At 53.0% G+C, this 13,884-nt stretch carries 14 protein-coding genes; 8 read left to right on the top strand and 6 right to left on the bottom strand.

Annotated features, from left to right (window positions below; all coding sequences use genetic code 11):
- Positions 1-640: 640 nt before the first annotated feature.
- The 8 genes from CLV87_RS09610 (at position 641) to CLV87_RS09575 (ending at position 7,220) form a co-directional block, all read left to right on the top strand.
- Complete coding sequence (locus tag CLV87_RS09610; protein ID WP_133840740.1) at positions 641-1,639, top strand: PilN domain-containing protein; 999 nt, start codon at positions 641-643, stop codon at positions 1,637-1,639.
- Entirely contained in the window at positions 1,636-2,205 is a 570-nt protein-coding gene (gspM, locus tag CLV87_RS09605; protein ID WP_099241602.1) for a type II secretion system protein GspM, read from the top strand. The genes CLV87_RS09610 and gspM overlap by 4 nt, the downstream gene beginning before the upstream one ends.
- Positions 2,202-2,711, top strand: a complete 510-nt coding sequence (locus CLV87_RS09600; RefSeq protein ID WP_133840739.1) for a hypothetical protein — start codon at positions 2,202-2,204, stop codon at positions 2,709-2,711. Before gspM ends, CLV87_RS09600 begins: the two co-directional genes overlap by 4 nt.
- A 173-nt stretch (positions 2,712-2,884) precedes the next feature.
- The gene (gene gspD, locus CLV87_RS09595; protein ID WP_166652708.1) at positions 2,885-4,717 is read left to right on the top strand and encodes a type II secretion system secretin GspD; all 1,833 of its coding nucleotides are present in this window, start codon (positions 2,885-2,887) and stop codon (positions 4,715-4,717) included.
- Positions 4,718-4,890: 173 nt separating this feature from the next.
- Entirely contained in the window at positions 4,891-5,976 is a 1,086-nt protein-coding gene (locus CLV87_RS09590) for a type II secretion system F family protein (RefSeq protein ID WP_176556001.1), read from the top strand.
- The gene (locus CLV87_RS09585) at positions 5,963-6,328 is read left to right on the top strand and encodes a pilus assembly FimT family protein (protein ID WP_099241608.1); all 366 of its coding nucleotides are present in this window, start codon (positions 5,963-5,965) and stop codon (positions 6,326-6,328) included. Before CLV87_RS09590 ends, CLV87_RS09585 begins: the two co-directional genes overlap by 14 nt.
- The gene (locus tag CLV87_RS09580; RefSeq protein ID WP_099241609.1) at positions 6,325-6,681 is read left to right on the top strand and encodes a type IV pilus modification PilV family protein; all 357 of its coding nucleotides are present in this window, start codon (positions 6,325-6,327) and stop codon (positions 6,679-6,681) included. The genes CLV87_RS09585 and CLV87_RS09580 overlap by 4 nt, the downstream gene beginning before the upstream one ends.
- Complete coding sequence (locus tag CLV87_RS09575; protein ID WP_099241611.1) at positions 6,678-7,220, top strand: prepilin-type N-terminal cleavage/methylation domain-containing protein; 543 nt, start codon at positions 6,678-6,680, stop codon at positions 7,218-7,220. The genes CLV87_RS09580 and CLV87_RS09575 overlap by 4 nt, the downstream gene beginning before the upstream one ends.
- Before the next feature lie 76 nt (positions 7,221-7,296).
- Here the strand turns inward: CLV87_RS09575 and CLV87_RS09570 are convergent, their stop codons facing one another.
- The 6 genes from CLV87_RS09570 to CLV87_RS09545 all read right to left on the bottom strand — a co-directional run bounded on the left by CLV87_RS09570 (position 7,297) and on the right by CLV87_RS09545 (position 13,847).
- Entirely contained in the window at positions 7,297-7,527 is a 231-nt protein-coding gene (locus tag CLV87_RS09570; protein ID WP_133840738.1) for a hypothetical protein, read from the bottom strand.
- Between the two features lie 217 nt (positions 7,528-7,744).
- Positions 7,745-8,173: a hypothetical protein gene (locus tag CLV87_RS09565; RefSeq protein WP_133840737.1), complete on the bottom strand. Its 429-nt coding sequence runs from the start codon at positions 8,171-8,173 to the stop codon at positions 7,745-7,747.
- 623 nt (positions 8,174-8,796) lie between these two features.
- Entirely contained in the window at positions 8,797-10,332 is a 1,536-nt protein-coding gene (locus CLV87_RS09560; protein WP_176556002.1) for an RHS repeat domain-containing protein, read from the bottom strand.
- Between the two features lie 126 nt (positions 10,333-10,458).
- Positions 10,459-10,704 carry a hypothetical protein gene (locus CLV87_RS09555; protein ID WP_099241617.1) on the bottom strand — a complete coding sequence of 82 codons (246 nt, stop codon included), beginning with the start codon at positions 10,702-10,704 and terminating at the stop codon, positions 10,459-10,461.
- A gap of 2 nt (positions 10,705-10,706) precedes the next feature.
- Positions 10,707-12,257, bottom strand: a complete 1,551-nt coding sequence (locus CLV87_RS09550) for an RHS repeat domain-containing protein (RefSeq protein ID WP_099241618.1) — start codon at positions 12,255-12,257, stop codon at positions 10,707-10,709.
- 432 nt (positions 12,258-12,689) lie between these two features.
- Complete coding sequence (locus CLV87_RS09545; protein WP_099241622.1) at positions 12,690-13,847, bottom strand: RHS repeat domain-containing protein; 1,158 nt, start codon at positions 13,845-13,847, stop codon at positions 12,690-12,692.
- Between the last annotated feature and the right edge of the window lie 37 nt (positions 13,848-13,884).

Here is a 13,884-nt window from a genome sequence, read left to right as displayed (position 1 = left end):
TCTATCAGGCGGTTTCGGGTGGAATTACTGTTCAGGAAAAGGCCCTTAGACAGGACTTTGTAGCTTGGAAGTTGTTAGAAGCATTAGGCAGCATGCTCAAAAGTTAGAGGGCATGCATTCATCATGAAGCGCCTTCTTGAGCAACTTGCATGCATCACACCAATCAAAGCAGAATAGGTATACGAAAGAGCGTTGATGTTAGACAAATATGGCAACTTATAATAGGGACTCAACGGTTTCCGGCAAAGCCGGGCCGTTTCATTCTGATGTCCCGCTGAAGAAAAACGCTTGCGGGCCGTAGGAAACCGACCGGAAATGACAGACTTGAGGCCAAAGTCACGCCGAAGTCTGCTGCCTGTAGAATTGTTTATCGCAAGAATTTCGCAAACTCGGCAAACAGCTCGTACTCAGCAGTCAAGCCAAATTTTAGCAAGGTCTTCTCAAGAGGCGTGCTGTTCTACGCGCTGCCGAGCCGCTGCGCCAACCCTTCCTGCTATTTCAAAATGATTTAGAAAGTCTTTGCTGTTCATTTCACACACCTTGCAGCCAATTCAAACCGCATGCACTTCACCTCTATCATTGAAAAGTCAATTCGCTTAGGTTGTGAGAAAATCGGAGAAACATCCGATAGGGCAGGATTATGAACGGGCGAACACCCTCACGCATCGGCGCAGCTTTGGCTGCACGGCTCTCCGTGCTGGCACCGGATTGGCTTGCCGCCATGTTCTGGGGTTTGCCCCTTGCAACAAAGATCGTAGCTGTTGAAGGCAAAGCAGGAAAGCGACAGGTTTCCATTGCTTTGTTAAATGGTCAAGAAGCCCCGCCTTCCCGCCCACATAAGATGGTCGTTGACCTACATGTTCCAATCTCGCTTGTTCTGGAAAGAAAAATTTCTGCCCCGCGAACGGCATGGCGACGCCTTCATGCACTTTCAATGCTTGATCTGAGGCAGCGCACGCCATTCGGCCCCACGGATGTTTATGCGCAGCTCGCCCCCCCTCAAATCGAGGATGAGCAACTGACCGCGTCTCAGTGGGTTGTCCTGCGCCACGAGGCAGAAACCTGGCGCAAGGCCTTGCTGGCCAATGGCATGAAATTACGGCGTTTGTTCGTGTTAGGGAATTCATCACCCATCGCTGATTTTACCAACGAAATAGCCCCGTCATCGAACCGCATCCGTACGGTCAACGCAGCACTTTTTATCTGCATTTTAGGCGCAGGTTTCATTGGTTGGTTATATCCAGCCTGGCATGCCCAACAGCAAACTGAAGCGCTGAAACATCGGCGCGATCTTCTACGCCAAGAGGCGATAAGTTTGCGGGTTAAGGTGGAAGGCCTGCGTCAGAGAGATCAGGAACGCGCCATGTTCCTTGATACGATTCTGAAACGACCTCTACTGGTCGACAACCTGCGACATGTGACCGTTTCCTTGCCCGATGAAGTCTGGATAAGCTCGTTACAGTTCCAGCCTGAGCGCATCATATTGAATGGTGAGAGCAGCGGATCAGCGGCTCAACTGGTTCTTGATTTGGGCGAAAGGCGCGGCTTGTCTAACCCTCGTTTGTCCGGTCCGGTTTCAAAGACACCCTCGGGGGCAGAACGATTTCAAATCACGTTGGATTTGGGGGCAGGGAAATGAATATCCTTTCTCGCCTCTCATCCCTTTTACTTGCATTGGCGCTGTTGGTCGGGTTTTTCGCCCTGATTTGGCTTTCAGTTGGCCAAGGGTTGTACAATTGGCGCGACACAGCTTTGTCAAAGCGTGAGGAAATGCGCTCTGAATTGCAAAAGCTCGAGGGGTCGCTGGCCGCCTTGAAAAGAGATCACTCCCAATTTGGCGAAACGGGTGAGTTAACACTAATTTGGGCGGCAAAAGAAGCCGGAGCCGTCACGGCCCTAATCCAAAGCGAGATCTCTAAACTCGCAAAGGATCACGGTGTTAGTCTACGAGCTGTGACGCCAGCAAAAGAAAGCGGTCTGTCTTTGCAGGAAGCCACGGGGTTTCGGATCGAGTTCGAAGCATCATTGGACCAATTAACCGGCTTTCTCCAAGACATCGAGTATAGCTCCCCCGCACTTGTTGTGGATCGTGCTGTGCTCCGCCGACTGAACAAGCCTGGCCACAAGCATCCCCAGCCATTGGTCTTTGCTCAGATCGATCTCGCCGCGCCGATAAGACTCGACAACCGGGAGAGCGACAAATGATGTCGCGTCTACTCTCTCTTTGCGGCACCTGCGCCCTAGCTTCGACCGCAGCGGGCGTCGCTGTCTGGGCGAATGGTGTGGTGCAATCGCAACCTGATTTGGGACCACTGTCTGTTGAGACAGATGTATTTCCGGCTGCAGCGCAGCAAACCAAACCCGAGAACCGGCCGCAAAAATCCGACGTTTTCTATTCTGCAGTCACTCAAAGACCGATCTTCGCCCCCACGCGGAGAGCGGTAAGTCTGGATACCGTCAAAACGGCCGAACCTGCACCAACATCCGCACCAGCCCCCAAACCCATTTTGGCCACGCCGCCAGAGGTCCGACTGTTGGGTGTCATGGGGACAGCGCAAGGAAATACGGCGCTTATTTCACATGCGGGCGGAAACCCGATTTGGGTGACACAAAAAGAAACCTTAGGCGGTTGGCAGATATCAGACATTTTTGCTGATGCTCTAGAGCTCCGCCTCAAAACGCAAACCATTCGCATAGAGATGTATCAGTGATGTCTTTCCAATCCATTTTTCGCATTGTTTTGAAGTTGGCTGTCGCAATCGCATTTCTGAACCTTGCAGCTTGTGATGACCAAGAGGTCACACGGCGAGACGCCCCCCTACTCGCCAATCAAGACAATCCTAATGGGGCAAGGGGATCTTATGCGCACGACTTACGAACCGCGTTGGGTGGGCCAGCCCCCGAACGGCGGGTTTTGGGGGATGACAAGTTTCTGTCTTATCCCACGGGTAAGCCCAAGGACCTTGTCGAAGTTTCAGAAGACGGGGCGTTTACGCTCAACCTGATTGATGTCCCCATTGCGCAAGCGGCCAAGGCTGTTTTGGGCGATGCTTTGCAAAAAAACTATACGATCAAGCCGAATGTTGATGGCACTGTCACCCTGCAAACCACCCGTCCTTTGTCGGAAAAGGACCTGTTCAGCACCTTTCGAACGATCCTTGAACTGAACGGAGCGGCATTGCAGGTGTCCGGGGATCTGATCACCATTGTGCCCCGCGAAGGGGCGGCAAAACGGATTTCGCGGGTTGGTGACCCCCAGGGTGTCGGTTCCCGCGTGGTGGCTGTTCCGTTACGCTATATCGGAACAACCGAAATGTTGCGCTTGTTGGAACCCATTGTCGGCCAGACCGTGCGCCTGCAACCCATACCCAAACGGGGCATCGTCCTGATTTCCGGCACCCGGGAAGAAATCAACGCCGCGATCGAAGCTGTGAACCTGTTTGACGTGGACGTCCTCAAGGGTAAATCGGTCGGCCTGTTCCGCCTCAAAGCCGCCGAACCCGAGGCGGTGGTCGAAGAGCTCAACCTGATCTTTGAGACCGGCGATGGCGGCAGCCTGCAAAACTTGGTGACGTTTATTCCATCTAAACGGCTCTCAGCAGTTATCGTGGTCAGCGCCCGTCAGAAATACCTCGGGGATGCCGAACGTTGGATCCGAGATCTGGACCGCACCGCTGGTGGGGCCAAACGCAGACCGGCAGTCTACAACCTTCAGCATCGCAGCGCCGAAGATCTTGCCCCCATCCTGAGCCAGATGCTGGATAATATTGCGTCGGAGGAAGACAGCCCTGTCGAGGGCACACCTCGTATCGTCGCCGATGACACAAAGAATGCCATCATCGTTTGGGGAAATGACCCTGAACAAGAAAGCTTTTCTCGGTTGATCCAGACTTTGGACACCGTTCCGGTTCAGGTTTTGCTTGAGGCGACGATTGCCGAAGTATCCTTGAACGACGAATTGAACTTCGGCCTGCGCTGGTTTTTTGAAAACGGCAATTTCAAAACCACTTTCTCAGATGCAGCCAACGGCGCTGTCGCCTCAACCTTCCCTGGCCTCTCCTTGCTTTTCCAAGGACCATCAGCCGGGGTTGCGCTGAATGCACTGGCTTCGGTCACCGACGTGAATGTCGTGTCATCGCCATCGCTTTTGGTGCTCGACAACCAAGAGGCCAAGCTGCAAATCGGCGACGAAGTCCCGATTGCCACCCAGCAGGTCCGCGAGACGTCGGATGCAAATGCACCTGTGGTCAACACGATCTCTTTCCGCGATACGGGCATCATCCTGTCCGTCAAACCACGCGTCTCAAGTTCTGGCCAGGTGATCCTTGATATCGAACAAGAGGTGTCCAGCGTTTCAAACACAACCACGTCAGGCATTGACAGTCCCACAATCTCGACCCGCAAAATCGAAACCAATGTGGTGGTGTTGGATGGGCAAACTATTGCCCTTGGCGGGTTGATCGAAGAGAGCCGGAACAAGACCAATAGCAAGGTGCCCGGCCTCGGGGACACGCCCGGAATCGGGGCCCTGTTCCGGTCGCGCAAGGATACGGTGGGCAAGACCGAGCTTTTGGTCCTGATCACGCCGCGCGTGATCCGAGACGGGACAGAAAGCAATTCTATCACGGCAGAATTGCGGGGGCGAATTTCAGGGGCCGACGGTCTGGTTCAAAGCGGTATTGCCGCGCCCAGCACCGGCCACCGGATCATTGACTAAAGGCAAATGCGACGGCAACTTATCCTAGGTTTTTGATCATGGTTTTCTAGATGCCTCGTTTCGCCTACAGCGCTTATGACAGTTCCGGGTCTTTGACGACCGGCGAAGTGCAGGCCGCAAATGATCTCGCCGCGCTTGACCAATTATCTGCCAAGGGATTGTCCCCAATTTCCTTGACCGAAGGAGGGCAAGCTCTGCCTTGGTGGCAACGTGAGTTTTCACTGTCTGGTAACATCCGCCTCAAACCCCAAGCCCAGGTATCGTTCTTCCAAACGCTGGCATCCTTACTAGAGGCTGGTTTTTCCCTGCCAAAAGCATTGCGGTTTTGCGCAGACACCATGAGAGACCGCGCTATGCAACGCCATCTGGAACAAGCTCTGGAAGATATCCAAGACGGCCGCCCCTTGGCCCAAGCCTTGTCTGACAGCGGCATCACGCCGCGTTTTCTGATCATGATCGAAACGGGTGAAGCAGCGAATAAACTGACGGATATCGTAGCCCGTATCGCAGAGACACTGGAGGCCGAAGCCAAACGTAAAAAGGAGTTACAAGCTGCTCTGCTTTATCCCGCAATTCTCATCACCATGTCGTTCATGGTGATGATCTTGCTGGTCTTTTACCTGGCACCAACTCTGACCCCTGTTTTTGCCACCAACGCAGCTGAACCACCCGCAATCTTGCAGGGAATGATCAAGTTGCGCGGTGCCCTCATTACGCAATGGTCGCTTTTCTTATCGGCAGGTTTGGCTCTGGTCGTTCTGGCCAAAATCAGCGCAGCGCCGCTTAAAAAGGTGCTGTCTCCGCTTGTCCTGCACCTCCCCCTAATTGGTCCATTTATTCGGCAATCGGAAACGCTAAACGCCTGCCGCACCCTCGCACTTATGGTGAACAGCGCAAGCCCTCTGCCCCAAGCTTTGGCCATGGCCAGCCAATCCGCAAGCCATCCGTCGTACCGTCAGTTGTTAACTAGCACAGAACAGGCGGTGGTCGCCGGTCAATCCCTGTCATCGACGCTGGCACAAAGCCCATTGATTGATCCTATGGCAGCGGCGATGATTGAGGTCGCAGAGGAATCTGACCGCCTAGGCCCCATGTTGGATAAGCTGGTTCGTGAAATGACAGAACGCAGCAGCAGAACACTGGATCAGGCGATCAAATTGGTAACGCCCGTCTTGACCCTCGTGATCGGTCTTTCTGTGGGCGGCGTTATCTTGTCGACGATCTCGGCCATTTTGACGTTGAACGATGTTGCCTTCTAATCCCTCCCCGCAAAGCGGGTTCACATTGCTGGAAATGCTGGTTTCTTTGGCAATCCTGGCGGCGATCCTTGGGATCACGGTCACGGCTTTGCGCCCGCCCTCCCCGAAACTGCGCCTGGACCAGGCCAGTGCGCAACTGGCAAACGACGCGGCCCTGGCCCGGACGCGCGCTATTCACGATGTCAAAACAGTTACATTCGCACTCCCACAATGCGACGGATCAGACGCCATGACCCGGTTTTATCCGGATGGAACAGCCCTGCCCGCCACGGCCTGCCTTCGCATCAAAAACCTAGTGCAACACATTGAAATCAAACCACTCACTGGGCTTTTGCAGGTGATCCAGCCATGAGCGGGCGTGGCGGATACTCCTTGTTCGAGGTGCTGGTGGCCTTTGCGATCATGTCGCTTGTTCTTGCAAGCCTGTTGCCGCAACAGACTGATCTGCTTTCCCGGACCCAACAAGTTGATCAAAGATTTGCAGCAACGGATGCGGCCCTCTCCCATCTTGCTGAAATGGGGTTGAAGGAGCCTCTTGAAATCGGCACACGCCTTGTACCGCACGGGGATTGGCAGATCGAGGAGGTCATTCAACCCCTCCATATTTCGGGACATACTGGAAAAACCGTCCAAATTTCGCTGCGCGTTTTGAGCGCTCACGGCAAACCATTGGCAGACGTCTCTGAGCTGAGGGTTATAGAATGACCCCTCGTTCTGGACTGTCGCTATTCGAATTACTCATTTCACTTGCCTTACTCGCCCTTCTGGCAGCGGGCCTGGCGGGCGCGCTTGATCTTTCAATCCGCGTACACGACCGAAGCCAGACCAACCCCGAGCTCCAACAAGACCTCGCCCTACGCAACCGGCTGAGGAACTGGATCGCCAGCGCCGTCCCCCCCTCACACCTTGCCCAGTATCCCGTTGGCTTAGAAGGAACCGAAACATCACTGGCCTTCACCACGCGCAACACCAAAGGCTTTGCCCCCAATGCAGCGGCGCTGCGGATCGAGTTGTCAGCAGGTCCTGAGGCTTTGGATATAACCTTTATTGAAATATTGGATTCCGGGGAAACGCTCGGCACTCACAATGCAACTCTTGATGGCTTCAAAGGCGTCCGATTTTCCTACTTTTCACCTGTAGACTCTGTGTGGCGAGACGCCTGGAAAACGACAGAAGGCTTACCTCAAGCGGTTAGAGCACTTCGTCTTTCCAACCCTTTCTTTGTGGATCTTGCCAGGTTCTGATTCACCGGTTGAATTTAACTTCTCTGCACTCAAGTGATTTGATTCCCCCACCTCGGTCGCAACACTGTCTAGGCGGTCACAGACACACGTAAACCCACCACCTTCGAACAACTATTTGTGATCGTTTGGAAAAAAGAGGCAGAGAGGTGCGGTTGCCCTCTTCGTCATAGGCGTAATCCTCAACCGGGATCGGGACACCGCCGTCAATGACAGGCACACCCTCGGCCACCTGAACAAGGCGATTGAGGTGATCGTAAGAGAGGGTCTTGGACTTACTCGGGTCAAGCTGATCGCGGATCTCGATCAAACTTTTAAGCTTGCCATACTTGAGCTTTCAGGTTCTGGGGCAGCACTCCGGAAGCACTTTACAACTCTTGAAGGCTTTGAAACTGTCCCGTGTTTGTTTTCTCTTCCGCAGCCTCCATGTAGTTCAAAAGGTTGCACCAACCAAACGAAAAACCAAGGTCGGTCAGAGTAAAGTCGTTTGAGTTTTTCTTTCCAATAAACTTGGCGATGTATTGCCCCTATGAATCGGGCACCTCGGTCAATATTGATAAAGTTGCATTATGGCTAGCGAGAAAACTAGACAACTTATTTCCAAACTGAAGTACTGGCGTCTCATCAGTACAACTTATCTTCAGTACGATCTCAAACTCACAACCCGCGTCAAAACGTAACTCTCTAAGAATTTCCTGGCAATTCTCAAATTGAGAAAAAAATTCACATTCGTAGTCGACATTTACATCTTCAGAAAGATTTTTTTCATTCCAACTAGAAGTAAATCTGACGCTCCCAGACTGAGGTATTCCAAATTCCGGATTGAGCCCTCCAACAGCGTGCCTTTCACCTCTATTCACAACTCTAGAGTTTGTGGAGGGGAGGAGTTTTGCAATTTCATATGCGTCCTTCCCGTGAGTGAAAATATTCAACTCCATTTCCAGCACCCAAGACATTTCCTAGATCACCTCAACTTCGGCACTAGTACATTTTTTCGATAACTCGCACCACACCCTCTCCTCCCTTACGAAGTAAATAAGTGACATCATTTTTTCTTTAATAGTACATATCAAAATGAGCCACCTCCTTCTCACCGACATACGAATTTTTTCAAATCATGAACATCATCATAACCGAGCCTTTCCGCATGTACATTTGCTCGCTATAAACTTAGGGTCAGTCCCCACAAGGAATTTTGTTCACGAAATTCCTATATTCTCTTGTTCCACACCCGAAGTGTGAGTCAATTTTGCTGCGAATCTGTACACGTTTCACCTTCAAGCTTATATACTCCTCAATCACTTCTTGGGAAAAATTCAGCTCGTTCTTACTGAAGTCACATTCCATATTCCATAGCTTAGCATTCACGGATTGCAACGCGCATTCCAAATCATTTGGAAAATCAAAGCCCTTTATTGCCCTCTCAATATCTGCCACCTCATTCAAAAGTTTCTCTCGCCTCTCTCTTGATGAAACTGCACACAATTGGAGGCGAAACCGACGAATGATAAGTCGATCCAACAGTTCTCCAGGACACATGTCCAATTGCATAGAAAGGTTCCCCACACGGATTTTTTGCTTAGCGAGTAAGATAAACAGTCACGATACGTTCTCTTCCGATTAGTCTACTGGTTTCGTCAACGACTACGGTAACTCTGTCTCCGACAAGTTCAATGGTATTCTCTCCGCTTCCTGGCAGTTCAACGAGTGGGTCGTCTATCACCGTTTCGACTTCAAGCTCAGAAATATCTTCATCCATCATTGCTTCTATTGCATGATCAGTCCATTCGAAACGGTCATCTTGGCTCCACTCGTCATCATCCCCGCCTCCTTGATCGCCACCAGTATCACCGTCACCCCCTCCAGATTCGGCATCGCCATCGCCGTCGACGTCGTCGGGCTCCATTTTAACGGCCAGTTCCGCCAGTTTACCGCCTACACCGTTGGCCAGCCCAATAGACGCACCACCCAGCCCCGCGGCTGACCCTGAGTTGCCAGAACCTGCTCCTGAACCCGGTAGCGGTTTGACGCCAAGCGCTTCATGGACCGCTTCAGCACCGTTTTTGATTCCGCTTATCGCGGCCCCCCTGCACCCTGGGGAATTTAAACACGCGTTTGCTACGTCATCAATTAGACCGCCGACAATCGTAACTGAGGCTCGACCGGCTAGGATGAGCCAGGCAACTGTCGCTGTTCCCGCCATCCTTTTCGGAGCACGAGCGTGCAAACCACTGGGATCACTCCAATTGAAGTGATCGTTCCAAACATAGGCATACAAGTTCGCATCCCCGCCGGCGAACCCAATTGGATCACGCTGGATGAACGTTCCTGTGGCCGGATCGTAGTGCCGGGCGCGGTAATAGATCAGGCCGCTTTCAAGGTCTTCCTCACGCCCAGTGAACGCATAGCGTTGGGTCAGCAGGCCAGTTTGTGTCCGCGCGCCGAAGCTGGCGTAGCGGTAGGACGCGGCGATGGTTCCGGTGGCCACTTCCACCACTTCACGTGGCGAGCCAAGATGATCGGAATGCAGCGCATATTCCGTCCCGGCCCTCTCAAAAGCAAGCGGTTCATCAATGCTCGGGCCGTGCTGCCAGCGGGTGTTAAACGCACCATCCGCGTAATCCAGCAGCACCGATGAGCCGTCATAGATAAACGCCTCGGACGCCCCGTCCACCTCCTTGGCGATACGGCGGTCCAGTGCATCGTAAGCGTAGCTTGCCGTGGTTGTGGGCGACGCATAGCCAACCAACCGGTTCTGGCTGTCATAGCTGTAACTCTCAACCGATCCATCCGCCTTGGAGGTCTTTGACACCCGGTTGCCGCGATCATCATAGGCATAGGTGAAGCCGTCATCCTCTAGCAACTGGTTGTGATCGTTGGAGGAATAGAGCGCCGAGAGATGCGATGTGGTGCGATTGCCCTCTTCGTCATAGGCGTAATCCTCAACCGGGATCGGGACACCGCCGTCAATGACAGGCACGCCCTCGGCCACCTGAACAAGGCGGTTGAGGTGATCGTAAGAGATGGTCTTGGACTTGCTGGGGTCAAGCTGATCGCGGATCTCGGTCAGCTGGCCATCGGGGCCATAGTCATAGGCCAAGTCCGTCAAGGCCACACCGGACTGCATGTGGCTGAGGGATGAGAGCAATCCGTTGGTATAGCCATACCGCGTGTCCCGACCAGAGGTCGACGTCAGCGAGGTGCGCGGCTTTCGTCACTGCAACAAGATAAACTGACACCATTACCGGATTACTTCAATGCCGACTATCCTCCCGGTTTCGGTAACATCGAACACTATATCCAAACCTGAAAAATCTTCACCCGAATTTTGAAGTGCAACCCGAAGTTCGTTCAACGAAGAAATGTCAGAACACTCGGACAAGCGAATGTTCTTAAGTACCTGCTCCCCCTGTCCATCGGGGAGATTGATCAAGACTGCAAGATCATCCTTGTCCAAATCCAATTCGGTTGCGCTTTTGAGTTTCATATTTACCGCCGTATTAGGGTCGTCACGAATCGTGCCGTTCCGTTTGATCCTACTCTAAATACAATCAAGCCGTTGTTGCCAGCAGGAACAAGTACTTGGTTGGCTTTCGCAGTATCAGGCAAGGTTCCGCGAGGCCAAGCTTTATTCGTGCGAACTGTCCGAATCAATTGGGCAATCTCATTTTGGGCCATCGTCTCATTCCTCCAAACACCTCGCTCGACACCACGACTAACTACGTGCTTGTACCCCTGTTTGTTTGCTGGATTGTTATCCTTAACAATTTTCCGAACGGACGTTGTTGTTCCGTTGTCACCAACACAACCGGCTACAGGATCGCAACCACCTCCGGCGGCCCCTACCTCTCCGGTTCCAGTATCTCCTGTTGTACCCCCGTTACCTGATCCGGAACCGCTTCCGGTACCATTCGAGCCTTCATTGCTTTTGCTTTCATCAATCCCAGATTGAATCTTGTTCCAAAACGCGCTGAGCGCGGAGCCTGCAGCCGAGGCGGCTCCCCAAACAGCGTCAGCAAAGCCTTGGCCTCCCCCCTGATTACCCGGACCAGGGGAGGGAGACGAGGTGCCAGCTCCCCCGGAAGATCCGCCGCTTCCCCCCAGATCAAATAGATCAGGAAGACCACCCAGAGCATCCCCAACTTCGTCGCAATACTGGATACACCAGATAATGCCTATCAACCCCACTCCCCCTGCGGTCAGGATCCGATGCTCGACAGAACTCATGGACAGCCCGGAAGAATCAGTAAAGTTGCTGGGATTGTTTGCAACGTATGCATACAGGTTCGCATCCCCGCCCGCGAACCCAATTGGATCACGCTGGATGAACGTTCCTGTGGCCGGATCGTAGTGCCGGGCGCGGTAGTAGATGAGGCCGCTTTCAAGGTCTTCCTCGCGACCTGTGAAGGCATAGCGTTGGGCTAGTGGACCAGTCTGCGTCCGCGCGCCGAAGCTGGCGTAGCGGTAGGACGCGGCGACGATGCCGGTGGCGGTCTCAACCACTTCGCGCGGCGAGCCAAGATGGTCGGAATGCAACGCATATTCCGTCCCGGCCCTCTCAAAGGCCAGCGGTTCATCAATGCTGGGGCCATGCTGCCAGCGGGTGTTAAACGCACCATCCGCGTAATCCAGCAGCACCGATGAGCCATCATAGATAAACGCCTCGGACGCCCCGTCCACATCCTTGGCAATCCGGCGATCCAGTGCATCGTAAGCGTAGCTCGCGGTGGTTGTGGGCGACGCATAGCCAACCAAACGGTTCTGGCTGTCATAGCTGTAGCTCTCGACCGATCCATCCGCCTTGGAGGTCTTTGACACCCGGTTGCCGCGATCATCATAGGCATAGGTGAACCCATCATCCTCGAGCAACTGATTGTGATCGTTGGAAGAATAGAGCGCTGAGAGGTGCGATGTGGTGCGGTTGCCCTCTTCGTCATAGGCATAATCCTCAACCGGGATCGGGACACCGCCGTCAATGACAGGCGCACCCTCGGCCACTTGAACAAGGCGGTTGAGGGCGCAATAGCTGATCGACTTCAACGGGTGAGCTAAAGCGTTACATTAAATTGTTCAATCCCGTATGACTACAAGTTTTTCGAAGACTTGAGCTTTTCATGGAGCGACCTTGAATGAGATACGAACGGTAGATCGGGAATAAAAATCAAGCACCATAATGAAAGCAAAAAATTGAATTTTCACTAGGTTTTACATATTTCACTCGCATGCCAATTTTTCATATTCCCCAAAACCTTAATATCATCCCTAGATGCTAAGATAACGAGGCAATCGTTGCAAAATTCGACATCATACATCTCATCTATGCCTAACACCTTGACTAATAGCCTCGAAATCTTCATTGGCGGCCCACCCCTCTTTATATTGCGATAAAGCCTCTGCTCAGCGTCCATAGCCTTTTTGGAGTGGCTTTCTTTACTCATCGTCAATCTGCTCCTTGTATGCAAATTATTAAACTCACCATTCTACAGAGTTGCCACCGCATCTTTCATCTACATATCCTTTGGCGCAATCGTGAATATTGGTGTGATTACCTGTTAGCGTCGAAGGAGGCGGATTTGGTCTAGATAACAGATCTGTGCAAGTCGCATAAGCTTCTTCCCACTGCTGATCACAATCGTCACCGTCGTCACCATCTTCCTTTGGTGGATTCTCTGGATCCGGATAGCCCATTTCTTCCATGGCTTCCTTCACATTTTGCGACAGCAAAACCACAGCAGCGAACAAACCCATTCCGCAAGGCGCACTAGGAGCGACCCCCATGGATTGCCCAACGGCGTAAGCTCCACCATAAGCAACACCCAAAGCCGCGACATCACAGTCGGGTGACGCTGCGCACTCAATTACTGAACCGGCAAGCATACCCGCAACCAATCCTACAGAAGCTCGACCGGCGAGTGTTGACCATTCTATTGTTGAAGGTCCACCTCGTTTGGTTCTCGAGAACCCTTCCTTGCCGTTCACGATGGCAGCGTTCGTACCACGCGGGTCTGAATAGTTCTGCGGATCGTTCCAAACATAGGCATATAAGTTCGCATCCCCGCCGGCGAACCCAATCGGATCACGCTGGATGAATGTTCCGGAGGCCGGATCGTAGTGCCTCGCACGGTAATAGATCAGGCCGCTTTCAACGTCTTCCTCGCGGCCGGTGAAGGCATAGCGTTGGGTCAGCAGGCCAGTTTGAGTCCGCGCTCCGAAACTGGCGTAGCGGTAGGACGCGGCGATGGTTCCGGTGGCCACTTCCACCACTTCGCGAGGTGAACCGAGGTGGTCTGAATGCAACGCATATTCCGTCCCGGCCCTCTCAAAGGCCAGCGGTTCATCAATGCTCGGGCCATGCTGCCAGCGGGTGTTGAACACTCCGTCCGCGTAGTCCAGCAGCACCGATGAGCCGTCATAAACAAACGCCTCGGACGCCCCATCCACATCCTTGGCAATCCGGCGATCCAGCGCGTCGTAGTGATAGCTCGCCGTCGTCGTGGGCGAGGTATAGCCGATCAGACGGTTCTGGCTGTCATAGCTGTAGTTTTCGACCGTCCCATCCGCCTTGGAGGTCTTTGACACCCAGTTGCCGCGATCATCATAGGCATAGGTGAACCCATCATCCTCGAGCAACTGATTGTGATCGTTGGAAGAATAAAGCGTCGAGAGG

This window comes from Pelagimonas phthalicica, from assembly GCF_004364805.1.
GTDB classification, from domain to species: domain Bacteria; phylum Pseudomonadota; class Alphaproteobacteria; order Rhodobacterales; family Rhodobacteraceae; genus Pelagimonas; species Pelagimonas phthalicica.
The sequence above is the reverse complement of the archived record's forward strand: the minus strand, read 5'-3'. Positions and strand labels throughout refer to the sequence as shown.